General features: G+C 64.1%; 16 protein-coding genes and 1 tRNA gene. 7 read left to right on the plus strand and 10 right to left on the minus strand.

Translation table 11 applies throughout. From position 1 onward, the window contains the following. Positions 1 to 78: 78 nt before the first annotated feature. Positions 79 to 690 carry a glutathione transferase GstA gene (gene gstA / locus AC522E_RS12445; RefSeq protein ID WP_500746582.1) on the minus strand — a complete coding sequence of 204 codons (612 nt, stop codon included), beginning with the start codon at positions 688 to 690 and terminating at the stop codon, positions 79 to 81. 128 nt (positions 691 to 818) lie between these two features. Beyond that, positions 819 to 1,625: an endonuclease/exonuclease/phosphatase family protein gene (locus tag AC522E_RS12450; RefSeq protein ID WP_500750672.1), complete on the minus strand. Its 807-nt coding sequence runs from the start codon at positions 1,623 to 1,625 to the stop codon at positions 819 to 821. A gap of 305 nt (positions 1,626 to 1,930) precedes the next feature. On the opposite strand from AC522E_RS12450, the gene AC522E_RS12455 reads away from it, so the two are divergent. The 4 genes from AC522E_RS12455 to AC522E_RS12470 all read left to right on the plus strand — a co-directional run bounded on the left by AC522E_RS12455 (position 1,931) and on the right by AC522E_RS12470 (position 6,685). Next, the gene (locus AC522E_RS12455; RefSeq protein ID WP_500746583.1) at positions 1,931 to 4,456 is read left to right on the plus strand and encodes a heavy metal translocating P-type ATPase; all 2,526 of its coding nucleotides are present in this window, start codon (positions 1,931 to 1,933) and stop codon (positions 4,454 to 4,456) included. After that, complete coding sequence (cueR, locus tag AC522E_RS12460; RefSeq protein ID WP_500746584.1) at positions 4,453 to 4,938, plus strand: Cu(I)-responsive transcriptional regulator; 486 nt, start codon at positions 4,453 to 4,455, stop codon at positions 4,936 to 4,938. The genes AC522E_RS12455 and cueR overlap by 4 nt, the downstream gene beginning before the upstream one ends. Before the next feature lie 218 nt (positions 4,939 to 5,156). Further along, positions 5,157 to 5,909: a L,D-transpeptidase gene (locus AC522E_RS12465; protein ID WP_500746585.1), complete on the plus strand. Its 753-nt coding sequence runs from the start codon at positions 5,157 to 5,159 to the stop codon at positions 5,907 to 5,909. An 89-nt stretch (positions 5,910 to 5,998) separates the two neighbouring features. After that, positions 5,999 to 6,685, plus strand: coding sequence for a metallophosphoesterase family protein (locus AC522E_RS12470; protein ID WP_500746586.1), 687 nt, complete (start codon positions 5,999 to 6,001; stop codon positions 6,683 to 6,685). 48 nt (positions 6,686 to 6,733) lie between these two features. Here AC522E_RS12470 and AC522E_RS12475 read toward each other — a convergent pair whose 3' ends face one another. Next, positions 6,734 to 6,985: a hypothetical protein gene (locus AC522E_RS12475; protein ID WP_500746587.1), complete on the minus strand. Its 252-nt coding sequence runs from the start codon at positions 6,983 to 6,985 to the stop codon at positions 6,734 to 6,736. Positions 6,986 to 7,332: 347 nt separating this feature from the next. Between AC522E_RS12475 and AC522E_RS12480 the strand changes: the two genes are divergently transcribed. The 3 genes from AC522E_RS12480 (at position 7,333) to AC522E_RS12490 (ending at position 8,709) form a co-directional block, all read left to right on the plus strand. After that, positions 7,333 to 7,791, plus strand: coding sequence for a cupin domain-containing protein (locus tag AC522E_RS12480; protein ID WP_500746588.1), 459 nt, complete (start codon positions 7,333 to 7,335; stop codon positions 7,789 to 7,791). A 53-nt stretch (positions 7,792 to 7,844) separates the two neighbouring features. Further along, the gene (locus AC522E_RS12485; protein ID WP_500746589.1) at positions 7,845 to 8,120 is read left to right on the plus strand and encodes a DUF4242 domain-containing protein; all 276 of its coding nucleotides are present in this window, start codon (positions 7,845 to 7,847) and stop codon (positions 8,118 to 8,120) included. 388 nt (positions 8,121 to 8,508) lie between these two features. After that, entirely contained in the window at positions 8,509 to 8,709 is a 201-nt protein-coding gene (locus AC522E_RS12490; RefSeq protein ID WP_500746590.1) for a hypothetical protein, read from the plus strand. A gap of 176 nt (positions 8,710 to 8,885) precedes the next feature. Here AC522E_RS12490 and AC522E_RS12495 read toward each other — a convergent pair whose 3' ends face one another. From AC522E_RS12495 to AC522E_RS12525, 7 genes are all read right to left on the minus strand, one after another. Further along, positions 8,886 to 9,293 (minus strand): hypothetical protein, encoded by a 408-nt coding sequence (locus AC522E_RS12495; RefSeq protein ID WP_500746591.1) that lies wholly within the window; start codon positions 9,291 to 9,293, stop codon positions 8,886 to 8,888. Positions 9,294 to 9,547: 254 nt separating this feature from the next. Next, positions 9,548 to 9,623 (minus strand) — tRNA-Phe (locus AC522E_RS12500). Positions 9,624 to 9,730: 107 nt separating this feature from the next. Then, positions 9,731 to 9,931, minus strand: coding sequence for a DNA gyrase inhibitor YacG (locus AC522E_RS12505; RefSeq protein WP_500746592.1), 201 nt, complete (start codon positions 9,929 to 9,931; stop codon positions 9,731 to 9,733). A gap of 19 nt (positions 9,932 to 9,950) precedes the next feature. Next, positions 9,951 to 10,583 (minus strand): Maf-like protein, encoded by a 633-nt coding sequence (locus tag AC522E_RS12510; protein ID WP_500750674.1) that lies wholly within the window; start codon positions 10,581 to 10,583, stop codon positions 9,951 to 9,953. A 123-nt stretch (positions 10,584 to 10,706) separates the two neighbouring features. Next, positions 10,707 to 11,543, minus strand: a complete 837-nt coding sequence (locus tag AC522E_RS12515) for a CDP-alcohol phosphatidyltransferase family protein (protein WP_500746593.1) — start codon at positions 11,541 to 11,543, stop codon at positions 10,707 to 10,709. A gap of 42 nt (positions 11,544 to 11,585) precedes the next feature. Further along, the gene (locus AC522E_RS12520; RefSeq protein ID WP_500746594.1) at positions 11,586 to 12,287 is read right to left on the minus strand and encodes a phosphatidylserine decarboxylase; all 702 of its coding nucleotides are present in this window, start codon (positions 12,285 to 12,287) and stop codon (positions 11,586 to 11,588) included. Positions 12,288 to 12,340: 53 nt separating this feature from the next. Next, on the minus strand, positions 12,341 to 14,248 hold the full coding sequence (locus tag AC522E_RS12525; protein ID WP_500746595.1) for an ABCB family ABC transporter ATP-binding protein/permease: 1,908 nt from the start codon (positions 14,246 to 14,248) through the stop codon (positions 12,341 to 12,343). Positions 14,249 to 14,336: the final 88 nt, after the last annotated feature.

A 14,336-nucleotide genomic window follows, 5' to 3' on the forward strand; every position in this document is an offset into this window, starting at 1 on the left:
CGGGCTGCCTAGCCGCAGGCGGCGTGTCTTGCAAGGGTTTTGCTCCGGCCGAGCGTCGATCCGCCCTGCCTGAGCCTCTCAGACCGCCAGGGGAAGGCCTTCGTGCTCCATGGCCTTGCGCACCCGAGGCCGGTTCGCAACCCGCTTCATATAGGCCACAAGGTGCGGGTAGGCCCCAAGGTCGATCTTATGGAAATGCGACCAGTTCAGGATCGTGAAGCCATAGGCATCCGCGACCGTGAACGCATCGCCCATCAGGTAGGATCGTCCCTCCAGGGTCTGGTCGAGGAGCGCGAACCGCCGGTGCAGGATTTCGACGGCTGCCTTCCTGGACGCATCCGAGACCGGTCTCCACAATGGGCCGAACCCCTTGTGAAGTTCGCTGGCAATGAAGGCGAGCCATTCCTGGACCCGGAGCCGCTCGGGAGAACCGCACCGCGGGAGAAGGCCCGAATCCGGCACTTGATCGGCAATGAATTGGACCACCACCGCTGCCTCGGTGAGCAGCTCGCCATTATCGAGCATCAGGGCCGGAACGTACCCTTTCGGGTTGACGCTGAGGAAATCCCGCCCGGAACCAGTCGTTTTCGTCGTCAGGTTCACCTTGTCCAGTTCAAGGTCGAGACCGGCTTCCGAAGCAACGATATGAGGAGCCAGCGAGCAAGCTCCCGGCGAATAATAGAGCTTCATGGCAATCTCCGACTCGGGACCAGGTCTTCAACGCACGGCGAGTTCGGCGGAAGCTAATATGACAATTGCAACGTAGCAATATTCTCTTCTATGCGCGATGCAATGAATCCTTGCAATCTTGCAAAAATTCACAGGAGTTCCTCTGCGGAGAGAGGAAGGCCCGCGCTGTCGGCCGTCTGTGCACTGTGCCGGACCCGCAGCTCGGCGAGCAGCGGAAAGTGATCGGACGCCACGCGGGTGAGCTCATTGCGCACCGGCGCCGCCGCAATGGTGTCGACGGATTTCGTCGTGAAGACATGGTCCAGCCGCAGCACGGGGGCGCGGGTGTGGAAGGTCGGCTGCGGATCCCCGGTGGGGTTCGACAGCTGCGCGTCCCTGAGGCAGCCGGCCATGAGGCGATAGGAACGGGAATAGGGTGGAGCATTGAAATCTCCGAGCAGCACCGCCGATTCGGCGCGGTCCGGATGGCCCATCCACTCCTCTCCCAGGAGCGCCGCCGCCTGCGCCCGCCTTTCCCGCGAACGGAGCGAGAGATGGGCATTGATCACATGCAGCCCGTGGCCATCCACATCCACGGATACCCAGAGCGCACTGCGCTTCTCGAAAGATTGTCCGCTAGAAAGGCTCGGCAGGCGGCCAGACTTGACGATCGCCGATGGATGCCGGGTCAGGACGGCGATGCCGTATTGATCACCCAGGATCCGAATCGTCGGCTGGAAATGCAGATCCATCCCCAGCAGCTTCGCGACCATTTCCGCCTGGTCGGGATGACCCTTGTGAATCCGTCCGGCGCGGACTTCCTGGAGAGCAACGATGTCGGCCTCGCAGGAGGCGATGACCTCGGCGATGCGACCCGGTGAGATCTGCCGGTCCGTTCCGAGCCAGCGGTGAACGTTGTAGGTGAGAATACGGACATTCCGCCCCGGCTTATCCACGTGCTTCAAAGCTCAGTCTCGATCATCTGGGGACTTGCGGCTCACGGTGTCCGCGCATGAAAGGTTTCCGTCCGGCTATTGAGCAAACATGTCGGATCAATGACCGGAGAGAGGTCAAGGTTCCCGTTGCAACTGCCACTATGGCAAGGCTTGCGGCCGGATGCGCCCCCAACGATAGGCTAGGATACACAAGGTTTCATCCCCACTGGCATCCGCATCGCGGCATCCGGTGAAATCATCCTTGACCTTCCCATGATGGGAAGGATCATAAGACCGGCCTGGAACGTTCACCCGAGAGGTTCGCCATGGCCAATGCTTCGCCCTCAGATGTCACGATCGATATACCCGTCGAGGGAATGTCTTGCGCGTCCTGCGTGGGCCGGGTCGAGAAGGCGCTGCGCGCGGTCGAGGGCGTCACCTCCGCCAGCGTTAACCTGGCGACGGAGCGGGCGCGGGTTTCCTTCGTGCCCTCCCGCGCCGATCCGGAGGCGGCGGCGGACGCAATCCGGAGGGCCGGCTACGAAGCTCGGACCGGCAAGGTCGAACTGGCGATCGAGGGTATGACCTGCGCCTCATGTGTGGGGCGCGTCGAGAAAGCCCTCACGCGTGTCCCCGGTGTCCTCGCCGCCCACGTCAATCTCGCGACGGGCCGCGCCTCCATACATTATCTCGGCGGGGCCGATACGACTGCCCGTCTCATTTCGGCGGTGGCCGATGCAGGATACGAGGCACGCCTCTCCGATCCGACCGGACAGGATGCCGAACGGGAGGCCGCCGCCCGCGAGGAGGAGCGCGTTGCGCTTTACCGGTCGCTCATCGTTGCTGCCATGCTGACATTTCCGGTATTCGCGATCGAGATGGGTTCGCATTTCATCCCCGGCGTTCACGACTGGGTCCTGCAGACCCTCGGGCACCGCGAGACGTGGTATCTCGAATTCGTCCTGACGACGCTGGTTCTCTTCGGACCGGGCCTGCGCTTTTTCAGGAAGGGGGTCCCGGCCCTGCTGCGGGGCGCGCCGGACATGAATTCCCTCGTCGTGCTCGGCACCAGCGCAGCCTATGGATATTCGGTCGTGGCAACCTTTCTGCCCGGGGTTCTCCCGGCAGGCACGCGGAATGTCTATTACGAAGCCGCGGCCGTGATCGTGGCGCTGATCCTGCTCGGGCGTTATCTCGAGGCCCGCGCGAAGGGGCGCACATCGGAAGCGATCAAGAGGCTCATGGGGCTGCAGGCCAAGACGGCCCGGGTGCAGCGTGACGGGACGATGCATGAAATCCCGCTCGACCAGGTGCAGGTGGGCGACACCGTCCAGGTCCGCCCGGGAGAGAAGGTCCCGGTCGACGGCGATGTGATCGAAGGGTCGTCCTTCGTGGATGAATCGATGATCACGGGCGAACCCGTTCCGGTGCAGAAATCCGAAGGTGACGCCGTCGTCGGCGGGACCATCAACAAGACCGGCAGCTTCACCTTCGCCGCGACGAAGGTCGGCGCGGACACGGTGCTGGCCCAGATCGTCAGGATGGTGGAGGAGGCCCAGGGCTCCAAGCTGCCGATCCAGGCCATGGTGGACAGGGTCACCGGGTGGTTCGTGCCGGCGGTCATGGCCGCAGCCGCCCTCACCTTCCTGGCCTGGCTCTGGCTTGGCCCCGAGCCGGCCCTGTCCTTCGCGCTCGTCAATGCGGTCGCCGTGCTGATCATCGCCTGCCCGTGCGCCATGGGGCTCGCCACACCGACCTCGATCATGGTCGGGACCGGCCGAGCCGCCGAGCTCGGAATCCTCTTCCGCCAGGGCGAGGCCCTCCAGAGCCTGAAGGACATCGGCATCGTCGCTTTCGACAAGACCGGAACACTGACGCTCGGAAAGCCGACGCTGACGGATTTCACCGTGGAGGCCGGATTCTCGGAATCCGATATCCTGAGGCTGGTCGCGTCCGTCGAGAGCCGCTCGGAGCATCCCATCGGGGAAGCCATCGTCGAAGCGGCCGCGGTCCGTGGCCTGAACCTGTCGGTTCCGGACCGCTTCGAGGCGGTCACCGGGTACGGGGTCTCCGCCCAAGTCGACGGCCGCCGGGTCGAGATCGGCGCCGACCGCTTCATGAACAGGCTCGGCCTGAATGTCGCCGTCTTCGCGCCGACTGCTTCCCGCCTCGGCATGGAAGGCAAGAGTCCCCTCTATGCTGCCGTGGACGGCAAACTCGCGGCCGTGATCGCCGTTGCGGACCCGGTCAAGACGTCGGCCAGAGATGCTGTCGCCGCCTTGCACGCGCTGAACCTGAAGGTAGCCATGGTCACCGGCGACAACCGGCGGACGGCGGAAGCCATCGCCGGTCAGGTTGGGATCGACGAGGTTGTCGCCGAGGTTCTGCCTGATGCGAAGGTCGACGCGGTCCGACGTCTTCGGGCGCACCATGGCAGAATCGCATTCGTCGGAGACGGCATCAACGACGCCCCCGCGCTCGCCGAAGCCGATATCGGGCTCGCCATCGGCACCGGCACGGATATCGCCATCGAGAGTGCCGATGTGGTGCTGATGTCGGATGACCTGCGTGGCGTCGTCAAGGCCATCGATCTGTCGCGGGCCACCATCCGCAACATCAGGCAGAACCTGTTCTGGGCCTTCGCCTACAATGTCGTTCTCATTCCGATCGCCGCAGGGATTCTCTATCCGTTGGAGGGCGTGCTTCTGTCGCCGATGATCGCGGCAGGCGCAATGGCGCTGTCGAGTGTCTTCGTCGTCGGCAATGCACTGCGCCTGCGCCGCTTTCATCCTCGGATCCCGGGCGGCGCCCGTTCAATAGAGCCTCATCGCATCGCCGGAGAAACCGCATGAATATCGGGCAGGCAGCGGACCGCTCGGGCGTCTCCGCAAAAATGATCCGCTACTACGAATCCATCGGACTCATCCCGAAGACCATACGCACGGAAGCGGGCTATCGCGTCTACTCCGACGCCGATGTTCATACGCTCCGCTTCATCCGCCGCGCGCGGGACCTCGGCTTCTCGGTGGAACAGATCGGAGAACTCGTCTCCCTCTGGCAGGATCGCAGCCGCGCCAGCACCGACGTGAAGGCTATCGCGCTCGGGCACATCCAGGCTCTCGAGCGCAAGATCGAGGAACTGCGCGTCATGACCGATACGCTGAAGCATCTGGCGACGAGTTGCCATGGAGACCAACGGCCGGATTGCCCCATTCTCGAGGAACTGGCCGGAGAGGACGATCTTCACAATTGCGCGACATCCGGATCCCTGTTCGGGCGCTCCCCGGGGCCCAGCCGCATCGGACCGAAGTCCGGTCGCACCGACAGACGCTAGCCTGGTCCCACCCCAACCCATTGAGACTTCACAGAAACGGGACCTTGTCGGGCGCAGGGGTGTGGCCCTCGGACCACAGCCGGGCTCCGCCTCATTGCGGCCTTGAATGATCCACTTTCCGGCCACGTCCGGGTTTTGAACCTTTTATTCAACGCTTGTGCCCTATTTCCGGACATCGAGCGATGTTCTCAAAACCAAGAAACGACGAGTCCCCCCTGATGTTTGTTGTCGACCTGATCCCGGTCCGGGTCCTCCGGACAATGCTTCTTCGTGTTGGAATCCTCATCCTGCCGCTGGTGATGGCCGGATGCGTATCCACTCAGCAACCCCCGCAGCCGGTTGCCCGCGCCATCGATCCCACCTATGCCGCCATGTATGGGCCCAGACCGGACGAGCGCTTCCCCCTCCCCGCGACGGACATCTCCGAGGTCGATCCGAGCTACCTGAGGCGCGAGGTTGCCTACAACGGTCCGGAGCGGCCCGGGACCATCGTCGTGGATACTGACGACCGCTACCTCTATCTGGTCAGGGAAAACGGGCGCGCCCTGCGCTACGGCATCGGGGTGGGTGCGGAAGGTCGTGCCTGGAGCGGCCGTGCCCAGGTGGGCCGCAAGGCCGCCTGGCCGCGCTGGACACCCACGGCCGACATGATCAGGCGCGAGCCCAAGCGGAACGGACCCTGGGCGGGCGGCATGCCTGCCGGCCTCGGCAATCCTCTCGGCCCGCGTGCGCTCTATCTCTACCGGAATGGCCAGGACACCCTGTACCGGATCCATGGCACATCCGAGCCATGGTCGATCGGGCAATCGGTTTCCAGCGGATGCATCCGCATGTTCAACCAGGATGTGATCGACCTCTTCAGCCGGGTCCCGGTAGGCACGCCCGTCGTGGTGCTCAACAGGGGACGGCCGTCCGAGCCCTCGGACGGGATCCGCGTCTCTGAAGGCGACCCGGCGACGGAGACCTTCTGAGCCGAACCGGCAGCAGGCCTTCAGCGCCTGCCATGATGACGAACCGGCCTCCCCTTTCGGGAGGTCGGAGACGCACCTACATACGCGGCATGCTGACCTATGCCATCGGCGATATCCATGGACGGCATGACCTTCTCCTGGACCTGCTTGGGAGGATCCGTGATCACGCCGCCGGTCGGCCCCACAGCCTGATCTTTCTCGGCGACTATATCGACCGCGGGCCATCCAGCGCCGCCGTTGTCGAGACGGTGCGTGCGATCCAGGCGGACGGTCCGGAACGGGTCGTCGCGCTGATGGGCAACCATGAAGCCATGCTCCTCGCGGCGGTGAAGCATGCTTCGATGCTCCCGAACTGGCTGATCAACGGCGGCCTGGAGACCCTGGCCTCGTATGGCGTGGCCAGCCCCCGCGATCTTCCGTCCGACATGCTGGCATGGCTGCGGACCCTGCCGACCTCCCACGAGGACGAATGGCGCTGTTTCGTGCATGCGGGCCTGATGCCGGGACGGGCACGCTGCGATCAGACAGACCTCGACCGGATCTGGATCCGCGAGCCCTTCCTCGATACCGACTACGATTTCGGCAAGCATGTGGTGCACGGGCATACGCCCCTGCGCAGCACCGCTCCCGAGACGCTCCCCTACCGTACCAATCTCGACACCGCCGCCGTGTTCGGTGGCGCCCTGACCGCCGGCATCTTCGAAGACGGCCTTGGGCCTCCAACGGGCTTTCTTCAGGCACACGGCTCGGAGGAAATCGGGATGCGCGAACGATGAGGCCGGTCGCCAACCCTTCTGCGGATCAGACGCTCTGCCCGCGACAGGTCAGCCATGGCGGTTGGCGTAGCGTCTCTTCTTGGCGAGGTCCTTCTGTCCTTCAAGAACTTTGGCCGGGGCCACAACCTTCTTCCAGCGGATCGTGCGCCTTTTCCAGGACGGTCTCATGCGTGCCTTCGATGCCATGGGCATTCTCCCTGTGAACGGCACATGGAACCATACCGGCGCGAACGACGCCAGACCCTCGTTCTCCGCAAGGCCGATGCCCTGTGGGCAGACGGTCTCTCCGCTTCGTTTCATCGCTCAATGTGCTTCCGCGCACATGTCAGGCTCGACGCCATCCTTCGTTCTTGACAGTGGCTGGCAATAGGCGGAGCCTTTCCCCGCTGCCGGCATGGCAGCACACCTAGGCTGCGACGACGAGCGCGGCGCTCGGACAGAGGTTCAGCATGGAACCACCTCCGAACCTGGCTGCGTAACCGCCGCCACATCCGAACGAGCCTGAGTCCGCGACCTTTTGCGATCGGCCTGTCGGGCTCCGTCTCAGGAATCGCACTGCTCGGGTCCGTCTCCGCCGCGCCTCTCCTGGAATGGAGCGCCGGTTCGGCGGACGGGTGAAGTTGTCGTCAGGACAATGGAGGTTCGCCATGCGCCTGCTCATCGCATCGACCGCATTATTGCTCATTGCTACGACCAGCGTTCCGGCTCAGGACAAGGCAGGGGCTGCCATGCGGCCGGACCAACTCAAGTGGATGCCTGCCCCATCGGTGCTGCCCAAAGGTGCGGAAGCAGCGGTCCTGTCGGGGGATCCCGGCAAGGCCGGTCCGTTCACCATCCGGTTGAAGGCCCCGGCGGGCTACAAGGTCCCGGCGCATAGCCATCCCACGGCCGAGCGGGTCACCGTCATCTCCGGCGATTTCCATTTCGGCATGGGCGACAAGCTCGATCAGGCCAAGGCCGAGAAACTCGGAAGCGGCGGTTTCGTCGACCTGCCCGCCAACATGAACCACTACGCGTTCATGGGCACGGATGCCGTGGTGCAGATCGACTCGGAAGGCCCCTTCGTCATCAAGTATGTCGATCCGGCAGACAATCCGAGCCAATGATGCCGAGCCAATGATGACGTGAACCGAATACGGGAAAACGAGGGAGGACGGACATGCCCAAATTTGTCATCGAACGTGACATGCCGAATGTCGGCAAGCTGTCGAACGAGGAATTCCGGGGTGCAGCCCAGAATTCCTGCGACGTGCTCCGGGCCATGGGGCCCGAGGTACAATGGATCGAGAGCTATGTGACCGCCGACAAGATCTATTGCGTCTATCATGCGACGAACGAGGGCCTGATCCGCGAGCATGCCGATCGGGCCCATCTCCCCGCAAACAAGATCAGCAAGGTCGAGCGCATCATCGATCCGGCGACGGCGGAGGTTTGACGCTCCATGTGAGCGTTTGGACCGCGTCACCCGTCAACAAGCGCCTCACCCGAACGGCGTCCGCCTGCGGGGTCGTGCAGGCTCCGTCGTGCCGCAGGGAGGTGGTGGGGCGGGGTGAGACCCGAGGGATGGAATGCTCGGAAAGGTCGGGCCGTCGCGCCGCCTGGGCGACCGGCGGGTGTTCGCTGGCGGTCGCTGCGCCTGGACCCGGTCCGTCCGGACCTACGACTCTCGAACTACCCCTTTCGGTTCATTGCGAATCGCTGAATCAGTACCCTAAAAGCAATTCGCCGGCTTCAATGGCAATGCGCAGAAGTAAGTAGAAGTATCTAGGCGCATAAATCTTTTCTGACTGTTTCCATAGACGCTTAAAATGGGGGGCGACGAAGTGGAATCACACATCGAACGTGTGGCGAAGGCGTTCTATTGCGCCGAATCCGACGACTACAGCTGGGACGACGCGCCGGAACTGCTTAAATATGAGTTTCGTATGTATGCTCGCGATGCCTTGGCGCTTCTCACGATCGAGGAGGGTCGAAACGATGACTTTCTCGACGGACGCATCCGGGCGCAATCCTGGGCAGCTTAGAACCTTCAAGCCCGGGCAGTTTCACTTCTCCTGAGCAGCTTCCCCTAGCCCGTGTCCGCCAGGCCGAAGACGAGGCTCGCCTCTTCTCCAAGGTCATCGCCTTCGTTCACTGGCGCAAAGCCATGGAACGCGGCCTAAGGTCTCCTTGAGGCGAGCCTTTTCGAGCTGCGGCCCGGTCACCAGCACAAGGCTGCCGTGACCTGGTACTTCGTCTGGCAGAAAAGGCCATCTCCACTCTGAAGCTGCGCAAACGATCGTGGCCGGCAGGAGTTGATGCTGGCGGTATCGACCGCGCGGCCCGAGCTGTATCCTCGGGACTTGCAGATCCGTTTCGCGGCCTCCTTGCAATCGGCTCCGCCCTCCGGGGCGATCATGCAGCGATCGGAATCGTAGACGACGCGAGACAAGGGAGGGAGGTCCGGGCTGGCGTCCTGAATGGCCTCGAGCCCCGCCTTCAGCTTCGAACCCAGCATGCCTGTCCAGCTCGTCCTGTCGTCGGCGAGCTCGTCAGAACCAGCGCAACCGCCCACCGCCAGCGCGCCGATCATCACAGCCGATTTGAGCTGCGGCAGCCATGCCGTCATAAGGTGCCTCCGGATTCATCTCCCCGTGCCGGATCGAGACATCCCATGAATGTCCTATTGTTGCAACCCCGGGCAAAGTCGGAGGCGGATCCGATTGGCCGACGGCGCGGCGCGGCGGATGCCCATCAGCAGTCAGGAAAGAGGCAAGAAGGGAGATGGAAAGGCTTTCAAAGTCCCGCTGCTCCCGCCAGAAATGCCGGGCGGGACCAAAGCTGTGGGAAAGGCAGGAAATGAATGCGCAAGAATGAGAAAAATGGTGCCCAGGGGCGGAATCGAACCACCGACACTGCGATTTTCAGTCGCATGCTCTACCAACTGAGCTACCTGGGCGTCCGTCGCGGCGTTTCGGCCGTTTGCGTCGGAGGCCGGTTGTATAGTCAGAGCCGGCGCACATGTCCAGCTTTCTTCCGCGGCAAGTTCGAGGAAATTTTTTCGACTCAGGATTCCCTGTCGTTCTCGTCGCGGTCCTCGTCGTCCTCGACGGCGGGGATGGCATAGCGGCCGGAGAACCAGCGCTGGAGATCCACGTCGGCGCAGCGCTTGGAGCAGAATGGCCTGTAGTCGGGATCGGTCGGCTTGCCGCAGATCGGGCACTTGCCGGCGACGGCCTTGGGCTTGTTCTCGTTGGCCGGGTTCATGCGTGTCCCTACAGGCTTTTCAGGCGGCATTGAGCCAGCTGAAGCGGACGGGATAACCCTCCCCGTCGAGCAGGGCGACGGTCTCGTAGAGGGGCAGCCCCACCACGTTGGAATAGGAGCCGACGAGCTTCACCACGAAGGTGCCTGCGAGCCCCTGAATGGCGTATCCGCCTGCCTTGCCGCGCCATTCGCCGGAGGCGAGATAGCGCTCGAACTCGTCCCTGGAGAGGCGCTTGAAGCGGACCCTCGTCTCGACCATGCGGATCCGCACCGCATCCTTCGGTGTCACGAGGCAGATGGCCGTATAGACCCGGTGCGCGCGGCCCGAGAGGAGCCGCAGGCAGGCCGCTGCCTCGTCCACCACTTCCGCCTTGGGAAGGATCCGCCCGCCGGCCACCACCACCGTATCGGCCGAAAGAATGAAGGACTCCCGCAAATCCTCGCGCCCGCGGGCCGTGCGACGGGCCACCTCGGCCTTCTCCCGCGCCAGGCGCTTGGCGAGTTCGCGGGGATTCTCGGACTTCAACGGCGTCTCGTCCACATCCGCCGGAAGAAGCGCATCGGGCTCGATCCCGGCCTGCTGCAGGAGGGCCAGGCGGCGCGGCGATGCGGAAGCCAGGACGAGCTTCGGATGCCAGCCCGATGTCGACATCTCGGTTGAGGACGCCACGATATTCTCCACACTCTTGCGGGCTCAGGGGCCCCTTCGACGAGACAGGCGGGCCGGTCATAGGGGACCTGCGCCCGCCACAACATGGAACCGTGAGGCTTCGATTCAAGCGTCCGGCAGAGGCAACTCGGGCTCGGCCATCGACTCCGCCTCCTGGCGCTCCAATCGCCGGTAGCGCATGACGCTGATCGGGATCGTCGCCAGGAACAGAATCGTGATCGCCGTGAGCATCTCGAACGGGAAGCTGACAAGGAGGCCGAAGGCCGCCACCGACAGCACGAAGATCGGCAGCACCCAATGCCGCGGCACGTATTTGCCGATGGTCTTGCCCGAATAGACCGGGATGGTGGAGACCATCAGGAAGGCGAGCCCGAGCAGGTAGACGAGAACCACCGGCGCCACCGAGGCGCCGACGACCGGCACGCCGAGAAAATGCAGGTAGATCGGCAGCAGCGACGTGATGGCTCCGGCGGGCGCCGGCATCCCCGTGAAGAAGTTCTTCTGCCATTCGGGCCGGTTCGGCGTGTCGAGCATCACGTTGAAGCGGGCGAGCCGCAGCACCATGGCGATGGCGAAGACCAGGACCGCGATCCAGCCCACCGATTTCAGCTCGTGCAGGACGAAGCTGTAGAGCACGAGCGCCGGGGTCACGCCGAAATTGACGAAATCGGCGAGCGAATCGAGCTCGGCGCCGAAGCGGGAGGTCCCCTTCAGCATGCGCGCCACCCGCCCGTCGACCCCGTCGAGCGCCGCCGCCACGATGATGGCGAAGACCGCCGGCTCCAGCCGTCCCTCATAGGCGAGGCGGATGGCCGTCAACCCCAAGCACAGCGCCACCAGCGTGATGATGTTGGGCACGATGACGCGAAACGGCACCGGCTTGAAGAGCCGCTTGCGCGGTTCGTCCGGATCGGGCGCGAAGGGGGGGAAAAGATCGCTCATGGGAAGGTTGTAGGGGGTGCGGACAGGGGCGGCAAGGCGCCCCTAACCCACCCGATACTGCCGGGCCGGTTCATGGGCCGAGATATCCGCGAGCACTGTCTCTCCGGCAATCGCCGTCTGGCCGAGGCCCACGAGCACCTGCGTGGAGAGCGGGACATAGACGTCCACCCGCGAGCCGAAGCGGATCAGGCCGAAGCGCTCGCCGGGGCTCAGGGCATCGCCGGTCTTGACGAAGGAGACGATGCGGCGGGCGACGAGGCCGGCGATCTGGACAACGCCGATCCGCGTGTTTCCAGTCTCGATGACGAGGGCGCTGCGCTCGTTGTCCTCGCTCGCCTTGTCAAGTTCCGCATTGAGGAAAAGGCCGGGCGTGTAGAGAATCTGGACGATGCGACCGGCCACGGGAGAGCGGTTCACGTGGCAGTCGAACACGTTCATGAAGACCGAGATCCGGGTCATCGGCTCGTGGGGCAGGTCGAGTTCGGCCGGCGGGACGGCGGTGGTGATGAGGCTCACGCGCCCGTCGGCGGGCGACACCACGAGGCCGTCGCGGATCGGCGTCACGCGCGGCGGGTCGCGGAAGAAGTAGCAGACCCAGACTGTGAGGATCGTACCGACCCAGCCCAGCGGCGACCACAGCATGGCCAGCAGGATCGTCGCGATCAGTGCGATCAGGATGAAGGGATATCCCTCCTTGTGGATCGGGACGAGGATGCGGCGCATCGATTCCAGGATATCGGACATTCTTCCTCAGGCCTCTGTGACGAACAGGGGGATGGCAGGGGCGGCGGGTTCCGTCAACCCGCCACGCTCTCGGTGCTGCGCTCTTCCTCCTCGGCGCGCTTGAGAGTCTCCCGCGCCTCGTCCGCCTCGCGCTGGCGGTTCCACATGGCGGCATAGATGCCGCCCTGCGCCAGCAGGCTGGCATGCGTGCCGCGCTCGACGATGCGCCCGTGGTCCAGGACGATGATCTCGTCCGCGCCGATGATGGTGGACAGGCGATGGGCGATGACGAGGGTGGTTCGCCCGCGGCTGACCCGGTCGAGGGCGTCCTGGATCTCCTTCTCGGTGAAGGAGTCGAGGGCCGAGGTCGCCTCGTCCAGGACGAGGATCGGAGGACCCTTCAGAATGGTCCGGGCGATGGCGACGCGCTGCTTCTCGCCACCGGACAGCTTCAGGCCCCGCTCGCCCACGGGCGTCTCGTAGCCTTCCGGCAACTGGCCGATGAAACGGTCGATCTGGGCAAGCCGGGCGGCCTCCCTCACCTCTTCCGCCGCTGCGTCCCAGCGACCGTATTGCACGTTGTAGCCGATGGTGTCGTTAAACAGCACTGTATCCTGCGGAACCATGCCGATGGCCTTGCGGAGCGAAGATTGCTGCACGTCGGCGATGTTCTGCCCGTCGATGAGGATGCGCCCGCTCGTCGGCTCGTAGAAGCGGAACAGCAGGCGCGAAATGGTCGATTTGCCGGCGCCGGATGGGCCGACGATGGCGACGGTGTGCCCGGCCGGGACCTCGAAGCTGACACCCTTCAGGATCGGCCGGTCCGGATTGTAGGCGAAATGCACGTTGTCGAAGCGCACGACGCCGTCCGCGACGTGCAGGGGCTTGGCATCGGGCCTGTCCTCGATCTCGGGATTGCTGTCGAGGATCCGGAACATGTCGTCGATGTCGATGAGCGCCTGCTTGATCTCGCGGTAGAGCATGCCCATGAAGTTCAGCGGAATGTAGAGCTGCACCAGCATGGCGTTGACCAGCACGAAGCTGCCGATGGAGGTGCGGCCCGCCATGATGTCCCGCGCGGCGAGGATCATGACGACGGTCATGCCGATGGTGAAGATGACCGCCTGCCCCGCATTGAGCACGGCGAGCGAGGTATAGGTCTGCGTCGAGGCCTTCTCGAAGCGCTCCATGGAATGGTCGTAGCGGATCGCCTCCCGCGCCTCGGCGCCGAAATACTTCACCGTCTCGTAGTTGAGGAGCGAATCCACCGCCTTGGTGTTGGCGTCGACATCCGACTCGTTCATGCGCTTGCGGATCGAAATCCGCCACTGCGTGGCCTGATAGGTATAGGCGAGGTAGATCACCACCATCACGAAGACGACGACGGAATAGAGCCAGTCGAACTGCCAGGCAAGGATGCCGAGCACGAGGGCGAACTCGACGATGGTTGGGATCAGGGTCAGAACCGCCAGGCGCGACAATTCCTCGATGCCGTTGCGGCCACGCTCGAGCACGCGGGTCAGGCCGCCGGTCTTGCGCTCCAGGTGGAAGCGCAGGGAAAGCCGATGCATGTGCTCGAAGGTCTGCATGGCGAGTTTGCGCACCGCATGCATGGCGACCTTGGCGAAAAGCCCGTCGCGGACCTGGGTCAGCACCGCCATGAGGATGCGGGTGAAGCCGTAGATCACGGTCAGTAGGATCGGCGCGCGCCACAGCCACGATCCGGCGGTGGCCGCAGCTTCGGCCCCCTGGGTCCCGGAGGTGACGGCCACGAGGGCGTCGGTGGCCCATTTGAAGGCGAAGGGCGTGATCATCGTCGCGCCCTTGGCCACCAGCAGCAGCCCGAATGCCAGGAAGACCCGCATCTGCAGGTCGCGCCGGCCATGAGGCCAGAGATAGGGCCACAGCCGGTTGACGGTGGTCACGAAGCCGGGCGTTGTTTTCGCGGCCTCGCGCGGGGAGGACGCTGACGAAGAGGACATTTTGACGAGAATCCGATGAAGCTGCCGGACTTGCATATAAGCCATCGGCGGGACGAATTCACCCTGCCCTGTGCGGCGACCTCTCTCC

The organism is Microvirga sp. BF8 (genome assembly GCF_059888585.1).